Raw genomic sequence first — 17,704 nt, forward strand, 5'->3', positions numbered from 1 at the left:
GTAAGATTGTGGATAATCACGCCCTGCCGCTGGTGCTGATTAGCGGCACGCTCTGTAACGCGCGTCTCTGGCAGCCGCTGCTCGACAGACTCAATCTCTCTGACGTGATCGGCATTACGCTGACCGACGCGACGTCGGCGGCAGACGCCTCGCGAAACCTGCTGCACGAACTGCCGCCACACTTCCTGCTGGCTGGCTTTTCGCTGGGGGCGATTGTGGCCCTGCAGATGGTCGCCGACGCGCCACAGCGTGTCGCCGGGCTGGCGTTGCTGTCGGTCAATCCCCTTGCCGATGCGCCAGAAAATGCGGCTTCCCGACGCGAGGCGGTACGCGTAGCGCGACAGCAGGGTGTGGCGAACTGGCTCTCCGCCAGCCTGTGGCCGAAATACGTTGCCCCAACGCGCACGCAGGATGCCGCCCTGCACGATCTGATTTGCCAGATGGCCAGAGAATGCGGGCCCGATACCCTGGCGACGCAGACCGAAATCGCCATTACCCGGCGGGATAATCGCGGGGCGCTCCCGGCCCTTGCCTGCCCCATCGTCGTTATCAACGGCCTGCACGATCCCATCTGCACGCCGTCTCACCACCAGCGGGTTATTGAGAGTGCGCCTCAGGCGACGCTTGTCACCCTCGCCTCAGCCGGGCATTTCACCCTGTTGGAAGCGCCGGATGAGGTCGCTCACCCGCTACGTCACTGGATCCAGGAGTGTTTAGATGCGTAAAAACAGACTCAAGGCAATGCCCGACGGCAGCGCCGTGATTAACGGCTGGCTGGCCATCCCATCGGGCTACAGCGCGGAGATCGCCGGCCATCAGGGTTTTGATGCCGTCACCGTCGATCTTCAGCACGGCATGATTGACTTCGCCAGCGCGCTCTCCATGCTGCAGGCCCTCTCCGCTACCCCGGCGGTACCGCTGGTGCGGGTGCAGGATAACGATCCGGCGCAGATCATGCGCATGCTGGATGCGGGTGCCTACGGCATTATCTGCCCGATGATCTCCACGGCTGAAGAGGCCCGCCGCTTTGTGGCCGCCTGCCGCTATCCGCCGCTGGGCAACCGCTCCTTTGGCCCTGCCCGGGGGCTGCTCTACGGTGGCGCGGATTATCCGCAGCACGCCAACGACGAAATATTGACCCTGGCAATGATCGAAACCCGTGATGGGCTGGCGAACCTGGATGCAATCCTCGCCACCGACGGGCTGGACGGGGTCTTTATCGGCCCGAACGATCTGTCGCTGACCCTGACCGGCAGCGCCAGCGCCGAATCGCGTCACCCTGAGATGCTGGCTGCCATTGAGCGGGTCGTCAGCCGGTGTCGTCAGTGGCAAAAAATCGCCGGGATCTTTTGCACCTCGGGTGAGGCTGCCGCCCGGCGCATTAGCGAAGGTTTTCAGTTTGTCACCCCGGCGAACGATGTCATGCAACTTGGCCGCGCCTCACGCGAAGCCATCGCCCTGGCGCGGGGCAATGCACTCCCCACTACCGGCGCATCAGGTTATTAACAGGAGAAAAGATGAAAGCACGTCACATTAGCCCCGAACTGGCCCGCAGCCGTCTGGTTGCCCCTGAAGATATGGTGTCATGCAATCTGGCGTTTATCGACTGCAAGCTTCCCGGCTCCCACCTGAAACAGAACTACTCCTTTATTGGCCCGGGCGTTACCCAGTCCTCCGCTCAGGTGGTCAATATTCCGGAACCGCACGGCTTTAATATCGGCGCCGCGGCGATGCCAAAAGGGGTGACCAATAACCTTCATCTGCATTTCACCGCCGAAGTGTTCTTGATTCACGAGGGCACCTGGCGTTTTCGCTGGGGAGCCAACGGGGAAAATGAAGCCGAGTTCAGCGCCCCGGCCATTCTTTCCATTCCCACTTGGATCTTCCGCGGCTTTACCAACGTCAGTAAAGAAGAGACCAGCGGAATGGTCTACACGGTGCTCGGGGGGAATAACACCGGGGGGATTATCTGGCATCCGTCGATTCTGAACGCGGCCAGCGAGTATGGCCTCTATCTGAGCAAAGACAACATGCTTATCGACGTAAATGCGGGCGATACCCTCCCGGAACCGGCAGGACTGCTGGCGCCATTGCCTGCAGAAGAGATTGCCGCCCTGCGCCACTACTCCGTAGAGGAGATGCGCCAGCGGGCGGTGACCGGAGATGATCGGCGTTGGTCGGCGGCGGGGTTACTCGATTCGGTCCTGCCCGGCCACGGCGGCGAGATCGCCCCGGTGATCGGCTTTGGTATCAGCCAGGATAAACACGCCGCGCCAGCTATCGTTAACCCGCACGGTTTTTCCGTTGAGTGGCTGCGCCTGGCCGCGGAGCATGTGGTGGGTCGCCACCTCTGCCCGGACGTGCAGGTGATCATGGTCTTTAAAGGCACGCTAGAGGTGACCTGGAATAAAGAGGGCGAAGAGGTGAGCATTGTCGCCCCTGAGCGTTCGGTCATTTCGGTTCCGGCGAACAGTTGGCGGCGTTATCGCGCGTTGGATGGCGACATGGAGTGCATTCTGACCACCGAAGGCGATCAGCGTAAGCGCGTTTACTGGGATGAAGAGATACTGCAACAGGCGAGAGCGGCAAACCGCTGTCTGGATCCGGACGGGTACGTCACGGCGGCGGATCTGCTGCCGGAAACGGCGAAGCGCGCGGGTCTGAAACTTGAGGCGCTACCGTAAACGGAATCAGGGCGGGATCCCCCGCCCTGAATGCGGCGTGTTACTCGAAGTAGACGCCAGGATTATCGGACAGCGAAACGAAGGTTTTCGTCTCTTTATCCAGGGCGCGAATTTCGCCGCTTTCGATATCGTACACCCAGCCGTGCAGGCGAATAGCGTTGTTACGCAGGCCGACCGCCACTGAAGGATGGGTTTTGATGTTGCTCAGCTGGGCGAAGACGTTCTCCTGCACCATGGCGTTGACCTTGTCGGTCGGGGTTTCCCAGGTTTTCTTTTCCACCACCGCTTTCGCCGCATCGGAGTAGCGCAGCCAGTGAGAGACGGCAGGCATCGGCTCGAGGTTGGCGTTGTCGGCAATCGCCTTCATCGCGCCACAGTTAGAGTGGCCGCAGATCACGATATCGGTCACGCCCAGGGCGACCACCGCATATTCGATGGTGGCGGACACACCGCCCGGCTCCGGCCCGAAAGGCGGAACGATGTTGCCAGCATTGCGAATGACAAAGAGCTGTCCCGGCTCCTGCTGGGTCACTAACTCCGGCACCAGGCGGCTGTCAGAACAGGAGATGAACAGCGCTTTGGGATTCTGGCTGGAGGCCAGACTGCGGAAAAGGTCTTTACGTTGCGGAAAAATTTCTTTTTGAAAGCTGAGAAAACCTTCAATGATATGTTGCATAGCAATGTCTCATTTTTTTGTGATTGTTACAGGCATGATCGAGATCACGGTTTTTTGAGTTTACCCACCGGTCACGACTTCAGACAAGCAATATATTTCTGGACCGACCGCATGACAATCGCCCGCGCGTTCGCGGAAATGTTCTGGCCTTCAAAGGCACCGTAGAGGCGTTCGAAGGAAACCTTTTCCAGCCGGGCGGCGATCTCAGCCACGACGCCTGCCGGGAGCGGCAGCATGTTCGGGTAGCTCCACATAAACGACACCGCATCTTTGCCCGGCGTGACCTGCAGAATATCTCCGGCCAGCAGAATACCGCCGTCGCGGTGCCAGTGCAGCACCGTTCCGCCGGCAAAATGGCCGCCCAGTCGGTGCAGCGTCACGCCAGGGGCGATCTCCAGCGAATCCCCCTCCCAGAAGCGCAGCGCCGGGCTGTCCCGCATCACCCACTGCCGATCGCTGGCATGCAAATATACTGGCGCATTAAATGCCGATGCCCAGTCCTGCATGGTGGTGTAGTAGTGCGGGTGAGAGATGGCGATGGCGTCGATCCCGCCCAGCGCGGTCACCAGCGCTTGGGTAGCGGGATCGAGATTGGCGATGCAGTCCCACAGCACATTACCCTGCGCGGTTTTCAGCAGGATCGCGCGCTGGTTGATGGCAAACGCGGGCACGGTTTTGATGCCCAATAAGTCGGGTTCAAGCTGTTGCCACTTGTTAGTGTGCGTGTTGGTCAGGGCGGAAAAATCAAGCCACTCCTGGCCCGTCGTGGGTACATACTGGCGCTCATCTTCGCAAATGGCACAGTGCTGCGGTTCGCGGTCGGCGTCATAAGACGTGCCGCAGGTTTTACATAAGACGATCACAACGCCTCCTGAGTCCGGGTGAGTCATCAGTATGGCAAGGATTATCCTTATGTGCGCTGGGGTGCCTCCTCACTTTGTTTTGCTCTATAATACGACCTGGAACAAAAACCGAACAAAGCAGGTAAACGATGGAAATTGATCTCAACAATCTGGTGTTTGACGGGCTGGACGAAGCCGAAGAACGTAACGCTGAACGCCTTGAAGATGCGGATAAAAAAGCCCAGGCGATCGTGGCGGATGATGATTGCGGCGACGCCTGCAAGATCTGATAAAAAAGCCCCGGCCTAGCGCCGGGGTTTTTAGTTTTATGCCGGGTGGCGCTACGCTTACCCGGCCTACAACATCCTTCCCTCAGAGCCGCGTAAGCGCAGCGCCGCAGGGCGTTTTTACGACTTCTTCAGCCCATCAATGGCTTGTTGCGCGCAGGCTTCATCCAGGTGCCCACCCGGCGCGCCGCCAATGCCGATGGCACCGATCGTCTCATCCCCTTCTTTGACCGGCAAACCACCGGCCAGCAGCAGCAGGCCCGGGATATCGCGCAGGTTCTGCGCGCCCGCGTTGCTTTGCGCAGACTCCATCACTTTACCCGAAGCATTTTTGGTGCTGAGCGCAGTAGAGGCTTTCATTTCGCTGGCTTTCAGGGTGTGCGGACCGGCGTTATCCGTGCGCTGCACCGCTTTTACTACCCCGGCGCGATCCACCACCGTGACGCTGACCTGATAATTTTTTGCTATGCAGGCCTGGATCGCCGCACTGGCTAACGCATTCGCCTGAGTCAGGGAGAGATTTTTTTGCGCTACAGACTGTGCATGCGCCGATACGCTGACCATCCCTGCTACACACACTGCCGCCATCATTAACTTTTTCATCGCACATCCTCTTGTAAGTGGGAACCCTTGCAGCGTATCGAAGCGGGCGATGAAATGTTATTCGGTTGACTACGCGGTGATCCTGGTAGTTATACGGATTGTAATTTGTCGTATTCCCGGATGGCCTGCACCAGGCTTGAGACGCCCAGCTTGACGAACACCGCCGCCCGGTGCGCTTCCACTGTCCTTGGGGAGAGATTCAGCCGGGCGGCGACCTCTTTATTACTGCTGCCTTCCATAAGCGCCAGCAGCACCTCGTGCTCCCGGGTGGTGAGCTGTTCAAACCGCGCTCGGACCCGCGTGGCCTCCTGCCAGACGCCCAGGCGCCGCTGGCTCTCGGCGAGGGCGGCGGTAATGGATTCAATCAGCGTGTCGGCATCCAGCGGCTTAGTGAAAAATTCAAACACGCCATTGTGAAACGCGCGGCGGCAGGCATCAATGGTGCCATGGCCGGTCATGAGGATCACCGGCAGCAGCGGCCACGGCCAGGCGCCCTCCTCCAGCCAGGCGAGCCCACCTTTGCCCGGCATGCGCATGTCCAGTAGCAGACAGCCGGTCAGGGATTTTTCCCCACTCTGAGCCGCGGTAAACGCGGCAATACTGTCATAAGGCTCCACATGCCAGTTCATACCTGTGAAAAGAAAAACCAGCGACTCCCTGACTGACGCATCATCATCAATCAACCAGATGACGTTATCCATTTACCTGACCCCCGTGGTGAGCAAACTGTAATCTGATCCTGGCCCCGCCCTCCGGGGCATTATCCAGAGCGAGCGTGCCATTCATCCGGGTGACCAACGACTCCGTTAAGGTCATTCCCAGCCCCGTGCCGCCCTCTCGCCCACTATAAAAAGGCATAAAGGCGTTGTGGAGTGCTTCCGGGGTAAAGCCAGGGCCGCCGTCGGTGATCGCTATGTGGATGCGTTCGCCTTCGCGGTGGCTGCGGATATGCACCCAACCCGCGGCGCGCTCCTGCTGGGCCTGAATAGCGTTGCTGAGCAGGTTATGCAGCACCTGTTCCAGCCACAGCCGGTCGGCGCAGAGCGTGCGGGCATCGGCGGCGAAATCATGGGTAAGTCGAACAGGACTGGCGGTGCGCTCATGCTCCAGCAGGTTACTGACATGCCGCCAGCACTCGGCCAGATCCACCGCCCCTAAGGTGACAGCCTCCTGGGTAACGTGCTCACGAAAGCGGGTCAGCAGCGCGCTAATGCGCTGGGTTTGCACCAGCGCCGAGCCCAGCGCCTGAGCAACCGCCGCAGGGTTATCCTGGCGCATCTGGCGCTGCGCCCCCTGGATCCAGGTCTGCACCGCCGTGAGAGGCTGGTTGATCTCATGCACAATGCCCGCGGTGATCTCCCCCAGGGTATTGAGCCGGGCATGTTGATAGTACCAGGCGCGCTGGTCGGCGTTCTGGCGCTGCTTACGTTGCCAGAGGATCACGCCACCTGCCGCCACCACAATAGCCCAGCCCGCAAACAGCAGGACAAACGGCAGCAGCGCCACGCTCAGCCACGCCGGTTGGGCCTCGGCCAGCAGAATAAACGGCTGGGTATGCTGAGAAAACTGTCGCTGCCAGTGCCAGAAAGCCTCTGTTGGCGGTGGCGGCATCTCACCGGAGAGATTCAGGGTGAGGCGGGAAAAGCGGGGCCAGGCGGTGAGAACCGGCGAAGGGTCAATCAGCACCCGTATCTGTCGCCAGGGGTTATAGAGCCAGTACTGCGTGCCCGCCAGGGGTTCCACCCGGGCGGCGTCGAGAGCGCGACCAGAGGTGGTTTGCAGGTCGAGTATTTGCGGGAATTTTTTACGCAGCGCCGCCAGATCTTCATCGCCATTCAACAGCGGCAGCACTGACTCATTCTGGGTGAGAACCGCGCCGATCTCCGTAAACGCCGTGGCAAATTCCCGGTCGAGTGCCCAGTACTGACGGCGGATCTGCTCGGCATACAGCAGCACGCTGCTGAGCAGGCAGAGCGTGAGCCAAATCAGGAGCCCTCGTTGTAGATAGTTTTTGCTGTTCATTCATTTAACTGGCGCAGGAAAAAGACGCCAGAGACCTTAGCAGGAAGCTAAGCCGTGGACAAAACTTGCGGCGATTTTTGGATGTTAGCGTCCAGAATGGCAGAGGGCGCGGTGAAGATCGCACACCTCATTCCAGTATGTTTCCCGCACCAGGCGGTGTTCAGCGTGGCGTTTGGTCATGGAACCACTCCGGGTCAATATTGGCGATATCCACACCATAGAGGCTGGCGACAGGCAGAATGGATTCAATAATACGCTGCGCGCTGTTCTCTTCCGATCGTGCGGTAAAAAACCGCCGTAACGTACTCATCAGTGTGTCCATTGCCCTGTTCCTCATGTGTTCAGCCTGAATGCAGTAAACCAGCAATCCGTCGGCGGTGGAAATGCCGATTCCGGCAGAGGATTTGCGCCAGGCGCAAAAGCAACGCTGCTTTAACTGATGGGTAACGCGCTGTTCACTCATGCTTTTTTTCGTTAAGCAAAGACAATATTGGCATTTGGCTACCCGCGCCGGGTATGGGAGCGTATGGGGACAAAATAAAAACAGAAGCAGAGGAACCTATGGCAATACACACAAAACGGACGCTGGCACTGGCTTTACTGGCCGCTGTCGGGATGGTTTCCACCCAGGCGCAGGCAGACCAGCTGGCGGATATTAAGGCGGCGGGTGTGGTGAAAGTCGCAACGTTTGATGCCAATCCGCCGTTTGGATCGGTGGATGCGAAAAGCCACGAGATCGTCGGCTATGACGTCGACTTCGCCAAAGCGCTGGCAAAATCACTCGGGGTAAAACTGGAGCTGGTCGCCACTAACCCGGCAAACCGCATCCCGCTGCTGCAGTCCGGGAAAGCGGATCTGATTGTGGCAGATATCACCATCACCCCGGAACGGGCACAGGTGATCGACTTTTCGACCCCCTACTTCGTGACCGGGCAGCAGTTCCTGGTCCCGGCCAAGGGCGCGGATAAACTGGAGGCCTACAGCAAGGCGCGTATCGGGGCGGTGAAAGGAACGACCGGGGAGCAGGCGCTGCATCAGCGTTTTCCGCAATCGCGCGTGCTCTCTTATGACGATATTCCGCTGGCGCTGACGGCGTTGCGCAACGGCAACGTGCAGGCGATCACCCAAGACAGCACCATTCTGGCAGGTCTGCTGGCGCAGGCACCGGATAAAGCCAACTTTAAGATCCTCCCGGATCTGCTAAGTAAAGAAGAGATTGGCGTCGGAGTGAAAAAAGGCGAAACCGCACTGTTAAAGGTGGTGAATGATGAGCTGGTGAAGCTGGAGAATACCGGCGACGCGGCAAAAATCTACGATGCCTGGTTTGGTCCACAGACGCCCTCCCCGCAGCCTCGCGCCTTTAAAATAGAAGTCCAGTAATATGCTGTCAGGTTTATTCTCTCGCTCCGCGGCCCATGCCGCGGATTTTTCACATCTGCAACAGGCCAGCGTCACCTTTTGCGAAGTGGTGAAACGCTACGGCGATCGCCCGGTGCTGAAAGGCATCAACCTCAGCGTGACGCCCGGTGAGGTGGTCGCTATTCTCGGCCCGTCGGGTTCCGGTAAATCGACGCTGATTCGCCTGATCAACCAGCTGGAAGATCTCACCTCCGGCGACATCCTGATTGACGGGAAATCGACGCGCCAGCTCCCCCGCCAGGCGTTGCGCCAGCTGCGCAGCCGGGTCGGTTTTGTCTTCCAGCAGTTTAATCTCTATAGCCATCTGACGGCCCGACAAAACATCGCCCTGGCGCTGAGGCACGTCCATGGCTGGCATTCGGCAGAGGCCGACTCCCGCGCCGATGCACTGCTGGCGCAGGTGGGGATGGCGGATAAAGCCGATCACTATCCGGAAGCCTTATCCGGTGGGCAGCAGCAGCGGGTGGCGATCGCCCGGGCCCTGGCCTCCTCGCCGCAGATCATCCTTTTTGACGAGCCCACCTCGGCCCTCGATCCGGAGATGATTGGCGAAGTCCTGCTGGTGATGAAAGCCCTCGCCCACAGCGGGATCACCATGATTGTGGTCACCCATGAGATGCAGTTTGCCCGGGAGATTGCCGACCGGGTGGTGTTCATCGATGGCGGGCACATTCTGGAGGTGGCTCCGCCAGAGCAGTTTTTCCAGCATCCTGCCCATCCGCGCACCCAGCGTTTTCTGCAGAAAGTGCTGAACCCGCTGCATCCGGGAGGGGTGTGATGCCGAACCTCGACTGGCAAGGGGTGCTGACCGGCCAGCCCTTGCAGTGGATCCTCTCCGGTTTTCTCACCACCCTGTGGGTGACCCTGGCAGGGATGGTGGTCGCCAGCCTTATTACTCTCGCCTCTCTGGGGTTGCGTCTCGCCGGGGGGCGCATCGGCGCGCATATCGTCGCCCTGTGGGTGTCGCTGTTTCGCAATACGCCCCTGCTGGTGCAGTTGCTGTTCTGGTATTTCGCCGCCTGGAACGCGCTGCCGCAGGGGTTTCGCACCTTTGTGATGGACGATCATGGCTGGTCAGTGCTGCCGGGTCCGGTCTGGTGGTTTACGCCAGAGTTTCTCTGCTCCGCCTGGGGGCTGGGGGTCTTTACCTCGGCCTTTTTGACCGAGGAGATCACCGCCGGGCTACGTGCCGTTTCCGCCGGGCAGCGGGAAGCCGCCCTGGCGCAGGGCTTTTCCCCCTGGCCGCTGTTACGGTACATCCTGCTGCCGCAGGGGCTGGCGAACGCCTGGCAGCCGGTAGTGGGTCAGTACCTCAATCTGATGAAGCTTTCATCGCTGGCGAGCGGCATCGGCTTTGCGGAGCTCACCTACCAGGTGCGGCAGACAGAGAGCTATAACGTCCACGCGCTGGAGGCTTTCAGCATCGGCACGGTGCTGTACCTGCTTACCGGCGTGGCGATGGGCGTCCTGCTGACGAAACTGGGCCCCTCAACAGAACGGCGGCGTAAAGCCGCGCTGACGACCCGGAGTGAAGAGAGATGCTAGCCGGACTTACTGTCATTACCGATAACCTGGATTATCTGCTCTGGGGGCGGGCTGCGGCCGGGCAGCCCGGCGGTGTGCTGTTGACGCTCCTGATGGCTTTGGGTGCCGCGGCGCTGGCGTTCCCGGCAGGAATTGCGCTGGCGGGCCTGGCGTGGCGGTTTCCGGGGGCGATACGCAACACCTTGTTCCTGTGGGCGGAGATTATCCGCGGGATCCCGCTGATTTTTGTCATTTTCTGGCTGTGGTATCTGCTGCCGCTCCTGACCGGCGGCGATCTGCCGGGTGCGCTCACCGTTACGCTGGCGCTGGCGTGGTTTACTGCCGCCGCCGTGATGCACTCCGTGCTGGCCGGGCTGAATGCGTTGCCTGGAGGACAATATGAAGCCGCGCAGGCCCAGGGGTTTGGCGCGCTGCAAACGCTGGGGTTACTCCTGCTGCCGCAGGCGTTGCGCAACACCCTGCCTTCGCTGATGGGGATTTTTATCAGCCTGCTGAAGGACACCTCGCTGGCGTTTATTGTCAATGTCCCGGAGCTGACCACCGTGGCAGGCCAGGTGAACAACCGGGTGCAGATCTACCCGGCGGCTATTTTTATTTTTACTGGCGTGGTCTATTACCTGCTGTGTTGTGGCGTTGAACAGCTGGCGAAACGCTGGCGGCTTAACCGGCCAGCGCTTTAACGACGGTTTCCATCGCCTGGGTGGTTAATTCGCTGCGTTTCACCCGCTGGTTTGCCAGCGCGGTGCGCAGTACCCCGGCGATAACGATATGCTTCGGCTCCTGCCCCAAATCGCGCATCTCAAGAACGACTTTGCCTACCACGCGACACATCTCCTGATACAGCGCTTCGTCTTTGGTTACATTGCCCATGACTTTCACTCCGTTGCCTTAAAATGTCAGCTTAATAGATTCATCGCCGTTATACAAAAAAGCCCGACGAGAGACTCGCCGGGCTTTGAAATCAAACGGATAAATCAGTTGTTAACCGGGATCACTGCGCCTTTGTATTTGGTGCGGATCCAGTCCTGAATCTCTTTAGAGTGCAGCACGTCCACCAGCGCCACGATATCCTTCTTCTTCTCATCGCCACGGTGAACGGTGATGATGTTAGCGTACGGGTTGTTTTCACCGCTCTCTACCGCAATCGGGTCGTGAACCGGGTCCAGACCGGCGTCGATGGCGTAGTTGGCGTTGATGACAACCGCCGCGCCCTCGTCGTTGTTATACATCTGCGGCAGCAGAGAGGCTTCGACGTTCGGGGTGAACTGCAGCTTTTTCGGGTTCTCAACGATGTCGCTAATGCGCGCGGTCACTTTGTCGATGCCCGGCTTCAGCTTGATCACGCCCTCTTTCTCGAAGATAGAGAGAATACGCCCCTCTTCAGAGACCGCATCACGCATGATAATTTTGCCGCCTTCCGGCAGATCTTTCAGCGACTTGTATTTTTTGGAGTAGATACCGATTGGCTCGATATGGATCGCCCCGGCGCTGACGAAATCGTACTCTTTATCCCCGGCGTGATCTTTCAGCACGCTGTTCAGGTATGGAATGTGCTGGAAGTAGTTGGCGTCGATGTCACGACCCGCCAGCGCGGTGTTCGGCAGGATGTAGTCCTGGAACGGTTTGATCTCCAGATCGATACCCTGTTTCGCCAGAATCGGCTTCGCCTGCTCCAGAATCTCGGCGTGCGGGGTGTTGGAGGCCCCCACGGTCAGGGTATCAGCCCAGGAGGCAAAGCTCAGGGCGCTCAGGGTTGCTGCGGCGATCAACGTCAGTGTCTTTTTCATGATGATGGTTCCTGTGTATTGTTGTGTTTATCTTTTATCAAGAATGGAAGTAATGATGTCGCCGCAGAACTGGATAATGAAAACGATGATCAAAATGGTCACCGTTGCCACCAGCGTGACGTCACCATGGTTGCGCTGGAAACCTTCCAGGTAAGCCAGATTTCCCAGACCACCGGCACCAATCACCCCCGCCATGGCGCTGTAGCTCACCAGGGCAATCAGCGTCACCGTGATCCCTGACACCAGGGCAGGCGATGATTCCGGCAGTAAAACGCGAAAGATTAAAGTGCTGAGTCGGGCGCCCATTGAGCGCGTCGCCTCGATCACCCCTTTGTCCACTTCACGCAGGGCGATCTCCACCAGACGGGCATAGAACGGCGCGGCGCCGACGATCAACGCAGGCAGTGCGGCGTTGGCCCCGAGGATGGTCCCCACCACGGTTTTGGTGAAGGGAATCAGCAGCACAATCAGAATGATGAACGGGATGGAGCGGAAGACGTTCACCACAATCGAAATGACGCTGTAGACCGTACGGTTATGGAACATGCCACCGCGGGCGGTTAAAAACAGCGCCAGACCGAGGACAAGCCCGAGCACAAAAGTCGCAACGCCGGAGAGTGCCGTCATGTACAGCGTCTCCAGGGTGGCCGCCCAAAGCTGGTCCCATTTCAGGTGCGGGAAGAGATTCTCAGCCATGTTTAATTACCTCGCCTTCAATATCACTGTGCTGCAAATCGGCGAGGATATTGTTCAGTTGTTCATCTGTTGCCACCACGTGTAGCCAGAGCTGGCCGAAGACACCGTGGGCGGTTTGTGTCATTTTGCCGTGCAGGATGTTAAACGGCAGGCCGTAGCGCAGCGTCAGTTCCCCGACGACCGGCTTGTGGGTGCTATGGCCGGTAAAGGTCAGCTTAATAACGGTGCCTTCCAGTTCGTTTGCCAGCTCGCTGTTAAAGGTTTCGTCTTCGACGTACTGGCTGACCTGACGCACAAACTGTTGCGTAATCGGCTGCTGAGGATGAGTAAAGACCTGCAGCACGTCGCCCTCTTCCACCACTTTGCCGTTTTCCATCACCGCCACACGGTCACAGATTTTGCGCACCACGTGCATCTCATGAGTAATAAGCACGATAGTCAGCTTAAAACGACGGTTGATGTCGAGGAGCAGATCGAGGATCTGATCGGTGGTCTGGGGATCCAGCGCCGAGGTGGCCTCGTCACAGAGCAGCACGTCCGGGTTATTGGCCAGCGCGCGGGCAATGCCGACGCGCTGCTTTTGCCCACCGCTAAGCTGGGACGGATAAGCCTGTTCGCGGCCTTTCAGCCCCACCAGCTCAACCAGTTCTGCCACGCGGGCTTTGATTTTGGCTTTAGGCACCCCGGCAATCTGCATTGAAAAGGCGATGTTCTCGCTCACTGTGCGCGACCACAGCAGGTTGAAGTGCTGAAACACCATACTGATTTTCAGCCGCGCCTGGCGCAGGGTTTCACCTTTCGCCGCGGAGATGTCGTGTCCGTTAATGGTCACGCTGCCGGTAGTCGGCTTTTCCAGACCATTGAGCAGGCGGATTAAGGTACTTTTACCCGCGCCGCTGTAGCCAATAATTCCATAAATTTGCCCCTGCTCTATCGTCAGGTTCACGTTATCAACGGCTGTCAGCGCCACTTTTCCGTTGTCAAAAATCTTCGAAATATTCCTGAGTACAATCATTCTTCGGGTAATCCGTTCGCCTGTGGCGGTTTAGCAGTATGGATGTCCAAACGATAGTAAACAGCCGTTATTAGCTTTTGAATGAATGAAAACGAATATCTTATAACTTTGAGTGATAAGAGGCGTGGCACGTGGGGAGAAGGCTCTTTGCTTATTTTCTGCAATCGATAGCTAAAAAGTCGCTATGGCGAAACGCATAAAAATGGGACATTTGCCTGAAGGTTTTTCGCGGGCGCAACATCTACGCAGTCAACCTTAACGCATTGATAACAACCCTTTGTAAAACTGCATATATAATTTTTGAAACGCTGTTTTCATTTTCCTTTTGCGCATCTTTCAGCGTATAATGCGCGCCTGTCTTCTGATGAATGGTTTCAGCGCTTGGACTACAAAAAACAACGCATACAACTTAACCTCTCTTCCTGGGCTGAAACACAGGCACACATTCTTCTGCACGCTCAATTGATGTCACCTATCCTTACTGCGTGCCATAAAAAATTTCGCAACACAGGTTTGACTCCAGGGCTCTGCGCCCACGGAGCGAGATTTCCATATCCTTCTCAACTTAAAGACTAAGACTGTCATGAAAAAGACGAAAATTGTTTGCACCATCGGCCCGAAAACCGAATCTGAAGAGATGCTGACCAAGATGCTGGACGCCGGCATGAACGTGATGCGTCTGAACTTCTCTCACGGTGACTATGCTGAACACGGCCAGCGCATCCAGAACCTGCGCAACGTGATGAGCAAGACCGGTAAAAAAGCAGCAATCCTGCTGGATACCAAAGGTCCAGAAATTCGTACCATTAAACTGGAAGGCGGCAACGACGTTTCGCTGAAAGCGGGACAGACTTTCACCTTCACTACAGACAAGTCTGTTGTCGGCAACAGTGAAATCGTTGCTGTGACCTATGAAGGCTTCACCAGCGACCTGTCCGTCGGTAACACCGTTCTGGTGGACGACGGCCTGATCGGTATGGAAGTCACCGCTATCGAAGGTAACAAAGTTATCTGTAAAGTGCTGAACAACGGCGACCTGGGCGAAAACAAAGGCGTTAACCTGCCAGGCGTTTCCATCGCGCTGCCAGCACTGGCTGAGAAAGACAAACAGGACCTGATCTTCGGTTGCGAGCAAGGCGTTGACTTCGTTGCAGCTTCCTTTATCCGTAAGCGTTCTGACGTTGTTGAAATCCGTGAGCACCTGAAAGCCCACGGCGGCGAAAACATTCAGATCATTTCCAAAATCGAAAACCAGGAAGGCCTGAACAACTTCGACGAAATCCTCGAAGCCTCTGACGGCATCATGGTTGCACGTGGTGACCTGGGCGTTGAGATCCCGGTTGAAGAAGTAATCTTCGCGCAGAAGATGATGATCGAGAAGTGTGTTCGCGCGCGTAAAGTGGTTATCACCGCAACGCAGATGCTGGACTCCATGATCAAAAACCCACGCCCTACTCGCGCAGAAGCTGGCGACGTGGCGAACGCCATCCTCGACGGTACCGATGCGGTAATGCTGTCTGGCGAATCTGCTAAAGGTAAATATCCTCTGGAAGCGGTCTCCATCATGGCGACCATCTGTGAGCGTACCGACCGCGTGATGAAGAGCCGTCTGGATTACAACAACGACAGCCGTAAACTGCGCATCACCGAAGCCGTATGCCGTGGCGCAGTAGAAACAGCTGAAAAGCTGGAAGCGCCACTGATTGTGGTTGCGACCCAGGGCGGTAAATCTGCTCGTGCAGTGCGTAAATACTTCCCGGACGCCACCATTCTGGCGCTGACCACCAACGAAACCACTGCGCGTCAGCTGGTGCTGAGCAAAGGCGTGGTTCCACACCTGGTAAAAGAGATCGCCTCTACTGACGATTTCTACCGTCTGGGTAAAGAAGTGGCCCTGCAGCTGGTTGAACGTGGCCTGGCGCAGAAAGGCGACGTAGTGGTGATGGTTTCTGGTGCACTGGTTCCAAGCGGCACCACTAATACCGCTTCTGTTCACGTGCTGTAATAATTTCGTTCGAATTAGTTTGTATAAAAAGCGTCCTTCGGGGCGCTTTTTTTATTTCCGCTATCAGCCAAATCTATTAAAAAAGCAAATCGGGTTTTTCTATTTAACGGGGTCATTTTCTAAGATGAATCCGATGAAAATTGTCTGTTTTAACACAATATTTTCCTCGAAATAGTCAAAACAGGTGCTTCTTTGAGCGAACGATCAAAAATAGGCATATTCCCATCAAAAAAATATTCTCAACCTAAAAAACTTTGTGTAATACTTGTAACGCTACATGGAGATTAACTCAATCTAGAGGGTATTAATAATGAATCGTACTAAACTGGTACTGGGCGCGGTAATCCTGGGTTCTACTCTGCTGGCAGGTTGCTCCAGCAACGCTAAAATCGATCAGCTGTCTTCTGACGTTCAGACTCTGAACGCTAAAGTTGACCAGCTGAGCAACGACGTGAACGCAATGCGTTCCGACGTTCAGGCTGCTAAAGACGACGCAGCTCGCGCTAACCAGCGTCTGGACAACCAGGCTACTAAATACCGTAAGTAATAGTACCTGTGTTAATAAAATGGCGCACATTGTGCGCCATTTTTTTTTGCCCCGCATTTCACTTTACTGAATCGCCTGTTCATGCCCCATCGGCGAAAGCGTGTTCTTCGCTGAGAGCCCGGTACTGTTAACATTCGCCCCGGCACCTGTCGAGACCTCTACCGGAATACCCGCCCGACGCGACAACGCTTTGTTCACCAATGTCTTATCGCTGCCGCTCTGCGATATAAAGGATGCAAGCGCACTGGAGTGGGCAATCGCCAGCGTTTGCGGATTCTCCCCTTCCATCGTCGCCAGCGGGCGATGCACTTCAACGTAGCGCTTACCGTCCGGCTCAACTGAGAACTTCACCGGCTCATTGATGATCTGCACCCGTGTGCCGACAGAGGTCTGGGCGAAGAGCGCTTTGATATCCGGCGCATTCATACGCATACAACCGGAACTGACCCGCAACCCCACGCTGTCCGGCGCGCTGGTGCCATGGATCAGGTATTCACCGTTACCCACGCCCAAACGCAGTGCAAAGCGTCCTAACGGGTTATTTGGCCCTGCGGGTACTACCGGCGGCAGTTTGATCCCCTGGGCCAGCGAGCGCGCTCTGATGCCCGCAGTTGGCGTCCATGTCGGATTCGGGATCTTCTGGCTGATGCGGGTGGTGGTCACCGGCGTGTCCAGCCCCAGCTGTCCAATACCCAGTGGATAGACCTGCACGCTGTTTTCACCCGGCGGATAGAAGTAGAGCCGCAGCTCCGCCAGATTCACCACAATCCCTTCCCGGGGGGTATCCGGCAGCAACATTTGCGACGGAATGGTGATCACCGTTCCCGGCGCCGGGTAGACCGGGGCGATGGTATTATTGGCTTCGAGTATTAAATGCGCAGCGGTATTAAACCGGCGCGCAATGGCCTGCAGGTTATTATCACCTTCCTGAACAACATAGGTCTGATTTTGCCCGATTAACCGACTACCAGCCGGTGGCAAAGGATAATCCACCGCCCGGGCGCTATTAAGCGCGCTGAGCGAACCTAAAAGAATGAGAGTTAATAAAGACGCGCGCTTCATACTGAGATTCCTTATTCACTGACAGAACGTCAGAAAGCTGAAAAATCCGCGAGGCGGGAGCCGTCTCGCGGAGCAGAATGAGGGCTGTCCTGATAGTTTAGCTAATGTTGGCGGCTTTGGAGCGGATTGCGCGGATCATCGCCTCAAGCCCCTGGGATCGGGAGGGGGTTAAATGCTGAGTGAGCGCCATTTTTTCAAACCACGGGCGGACGTCAAAAGCGACAATATCCTGGGCGGACATCTGCTGATATAAAATAAACACGACGGCAATAAGGCCTTTGACTATTGCCGCATCACTGTCGCCCGCTAATTCAATCACCCCGGCTTCATTCTGGTGCATTATTATCCACACCTGGCTCTGACACCCCTGAATACTATTTTCCGGGACGTGGTCGCTTTCGCTGAGGGCAGGCAGACGCTGCCCCAGCTCAATGATGTAGAGGTACTTCTCTTCCCAGTTTGCGCAACGCGTAAAATTACGCAGCAATTTATCTCTGTCTGGCAATGCAGCCAT

Annotated in this window: 22 protein-coding genes; 10 read left to right on the forward strand and 12 right to left on the reverse strand. The window is 57.0% G+C overall.

Annotation, left to right across the window (positions count from 1 at the left end; translation table 11 throughout):
* Positions 1–8: 8 nt before the first annotated feature.
* The 3 genes from DVA43_RS07910 to DVA43_RS07920 are packed head-to-tail and all read left to right on the forward strand — an operon-like array spanning position 9 to position 2,684.
* Positions 9–725 (forward strand): alpha/beta fold hydrolase, encoded by a 717-nt coding sequence (locus DVA43_RS07910; protein ID WP_246842289.1) that lies wholly within the window; start codon positions 9–11, stop codon positions 723–725.
* Positions 718–1,506 carry an HpcH/HpaI aldolase/citrate lyase family protein gene (locus tag DVA43_RS07915; protein WP_103823891.1) on the forward strand — a complete coding sequence of 263 codons (789 nt, stop codon included), beginning with the start codon at positions 718–720 and terminating at the stop codon, positions 1,504–1,506. The genes DVA43_RS07910 and DVA43_RS07915 overlap by 8 nt, the downstream gene beginning before the upstream one ends.
* 11 nt (positions 1,507–1,517) lie before the next feature.
* A complete protein-coding gene (locus DVA43_RS07920) occupies positions 1,518–2,684 on the forward strand; it encodes a cupin (protein ID WP_114315197.1) in 1,167 nt (388 codons plus the stop codon).
* Between the two features lie 40 nt (positions 2,685–2,724).
* On the opposite strand, the gene DVA43_RS07925 is transcribed toward DVA43_RS07920, so the two are convergent.
* Together DVA43_RS07925 and DVA43_RS07930 are read right to left on the reverse strand one after the other, a co-directional pair.
* The gene (locus DVA43_RS07925; protein WP_103823889.1) at positions 2,725–3,360 is read right to left on the reverse strand and encodes a carbonic anhydrase; all 636 of its coding nucleotides are present in this window, start codon (positions 3,358–3,360) and stop codon (positions 2,725–2,727) included.
* Positions 3,361–3,431: 71 nt separating this feature from the next.
* Entirely contained in the window at positions 3,432–4,223 is a 792-nt protein-coding gene (locus tag DVA43_RS07930) for an MBL fold metallo-hydrolase (protein WP_114315198.1), read from the reverse strand.
* A gap of 128 nt (positions 4,224–4,351) precedes the next feature.
* Here DVA43_RS07930 and DVA43_RS07935 point away from each other — a divergent pair, with 128 nt between their 5' ends.
* Complete coding sequence (locus DVA43_RS07935; RefSeq protein WP_032617828.1) at positions 4,352–4,492, forward strand: hypothetical protein; 141 nt, start codon at positions 4,352–4,354, stop codon at positions 4,490–4,492.
* 117 nt (positions 4,493–4,609) lie between these two features.
* On the opposite strand, the gene DVA43_RS07940 is transcribed toward DVA43_RS07935, so the two are convergent.
* The 4 genes from DVA43_RS07940 to DVA43_RS24700 form a co-directional block, all read right to left on the reverse strand.
* Positions 4,610–5,092, reverse strand: coding sequence for a heme-binding protein (locus tag DVA43_RS07940; protein WP_114315199.1), 483 nt, complete (start codon positions 5,090–5,092; stop codon positions 4,610–4,612).
* Between the two features lie 89 nt (positions 5,093–5,181).
* The gene (locus DVA43_RS07945) at positions 5,182–5,793 is read right to left on the reverse strand and encodes a response regulator transcription factor (RefSeq protein ID WP_114315200.1); all 612 of its coding nucleotides are present in this window, start codon (positions 5,791–5,793) and stop codon (positions 5,182–5,184) included.
* Positions 5,786–7,114, reverse strand: a complete 1,329-nt coding sequence (locus DVA43_RS07950) for a sensor histidine kinase (RefSeq protein WP_114315201.1) — start codon at positions 7,112–7,114, stop codon at positions 5,786–5,788. The genes DVA43_RS07945 and DVA43_RS07950 overlap by 8 nt, the downstream gene beginning before the upstream one ends.
* Positions 7,115–7,274: 160 nt before the next feature.
* A complete protein-coding gene (locus tag DVA43_RS24700) occupies positions 7,275–7,436 on the reverse strand; it encodes a hypothetical protein (protein WP_168194653.1) in 162 nt (53 codons plus the stop codon).
* Between the two features lie 239 nt (positions 7,437–7,675).
* On the opposite strand from DVA43_RS24700, the gene DVA43_RS07955 reads away from it, so the two are divergent.
* The 4 genes from DVA43_RS07955 to DVA43_RS07970 are packed head-to-tail and all read left to right on the forward strand — an operon-like array spanning position 7,676 to position 10,758.
* Positions 7,676–8,494, forward strand: a complete 819-nt coding sequence (locus DVA43_RS07955) for an ABC transporter substrate-binding protein (protein ID WP_114315202.1) — start codon at positions 7,676–7,678, stop codon at positions 8,492–8,494.
* Between the two features lies 1 nt (position 8,495).
* Complete coding sequence (locus DVA43_RS07960; protein WP_114315203.1) at positions 8,496–9,311, forward strand: amino acid ABC transporter ATP-binding protein; 816 nt, start codon at positions 8,496–8,498, stop codon at positions 9,309–9,311.
* Positions 9,308–10,078, forward strand: a complete 771-nt coding sequence (locus DVA43_RS07965) for an amino acid ABC transporter permease (RefSeq protein WP_114315204.1) — start codon at positions 9,308–9,310, stop codon at positions 10,076–10,078. Before DVA43_RS07960 ends, DVA43_RS07965 begins: the two co-directional genes overlap by 4 nt.
* The gene (locus DVA43_RS07970) at positions 10,072–10,758 is read left to right on the forward strand and encodes an ABC transporter permease subunit (RefSeq protein WP_114315205.1); all 687 of its coding nucleotides are present in this window, start codon (positions 10,072–10,074) and stop codon (positions 10,756–10,758) included. Before DVA43_RS07965 ends, DVA43_RS07970 begins: the two co-directional genes overlap by 7 nt.
* Here the strand turns inward: DVA43_RS07970 and fumD are convergent.
* The 4 genes from fumD to DVA43_RS07990 form a co-directional block, all read right to left on the reverse strand.
* Entirely contained in the window at positions 10,739–10,948 is a 210-nt protein-coding gene (gene fumD / locus DVA43_RS07975; protein ID WP_014831602.1) for a fumarate hydratase FumD, read from the reverse strand. The two genes, DVA43_RS07970 and fumD, sit on opposite strands and share 20 nt — an antisense overlap.
* 104 nt (positions 10,949–11,052) lie before the next feature.
* Positions 11,053–11,865: a MetQ/NlpA family ABC transporter substrate-binding protein gene (locus DVA43_RS07980; RefSeq protein WP_039029111.1), complete on the reverse strand. Its 813-nt coding sequence runs from the start codon at positions 11,863–11,865 to the stop codon at positions 11,053–11,055.
* Positions 11,866–11,892: 27 nt separating this feature from the next.
* Positions 11,893–12,561 carry a methionine ABC transporter permease gene (locus tag DVA43_RS07985; RefSeq protein ID WP_103179330.1) on the reverse strand — a complete coding sequence of 223 codons (669 nt, stop codon included), beginning with the start codon at positions 12,559–12,561 and terminating at the stop codon, positions 11,893–11,895.
* Complete coding sequence (locus DVA43_RS07990) at positions 12,554–13,576, reverse strand: methionine ABC transporter ATP-binding protein (protein WP_114315206.1); 1,023 nt, start codon at positions 13,574–13,576, stop codon at positions 12,554–12,556. The genes DVA43_RS07985 and DVA43_RS07990 overlap by 8 nt, the downstream gene beginning before the upstream one ends.
* Positions 13,577–14,159: 583 nt before the next feature.
* Here DVA43_RS07990 and pykF point away from each other — a divergent pair.
* Positions 14,160–15,581, forward strand: a complete 1,422-nt coding sequence (pykF, locus tag DVA43_RS07995; RefSeq protein WP_103179328.1) for a pyruvate kinase PykF — start codon at positions 14,160–14,162, stop codon at positions 15,579–15,581.
* A 310-nt stretch (positions 15,582–15,891) separates the two neighbouring features.
* The gene (gene lpp, locus DVA43_RS08000; protein ID WP_001082307.1) at positions 15,892–16,128 is read left to right on the forward strand and encodes a murein lipoprotein Lpp; all 237 of its coding nucleotides are present in this window, start codon (positions 15,892–15,894) and stop codon (positions 16,126–16,128) included.
* Between the two features lie 63 nt (positions 16,129–16,191).
* Here lpp and DVA43_RS08005 read toward each other — a convergent pair whose 3' ends face one another.
* Positions 16,192–17,190 carry a L,D-transpeptidase family protein gene (locus DVA43_RS08005; protein WP_114315207.1) on the reverse strand — a complete coding sequence of 333 codons (999 nt, stop codon included), beginning with the start codon at positions 17,188–17,190 and terminating at the stop codon, positions 16,192–16,194.
* Positions 17,191–17,287: 97 nt separating this feature from the next.
* Positions 17,288–17,704 (reverse strand): cysteine desulfuration protein SufE, encoded by a 417-nt coding sequence (gene sufE / locus DVA43_RS08010; RefSeq protein ID WP_103179326.1) that lies wholly within the window; start codon positions 17,702–17,704, stop codon positions 17,288–17,290.

It is taken from the genome of Leclercia sp. W6, assembly GCF_003336345.1.
Classification (GTDB): Bacteria; Pseudomonadota; Gammaproteobacteria; order Enterobacterales; family Enterobacteriaceae; genus Enterobacter.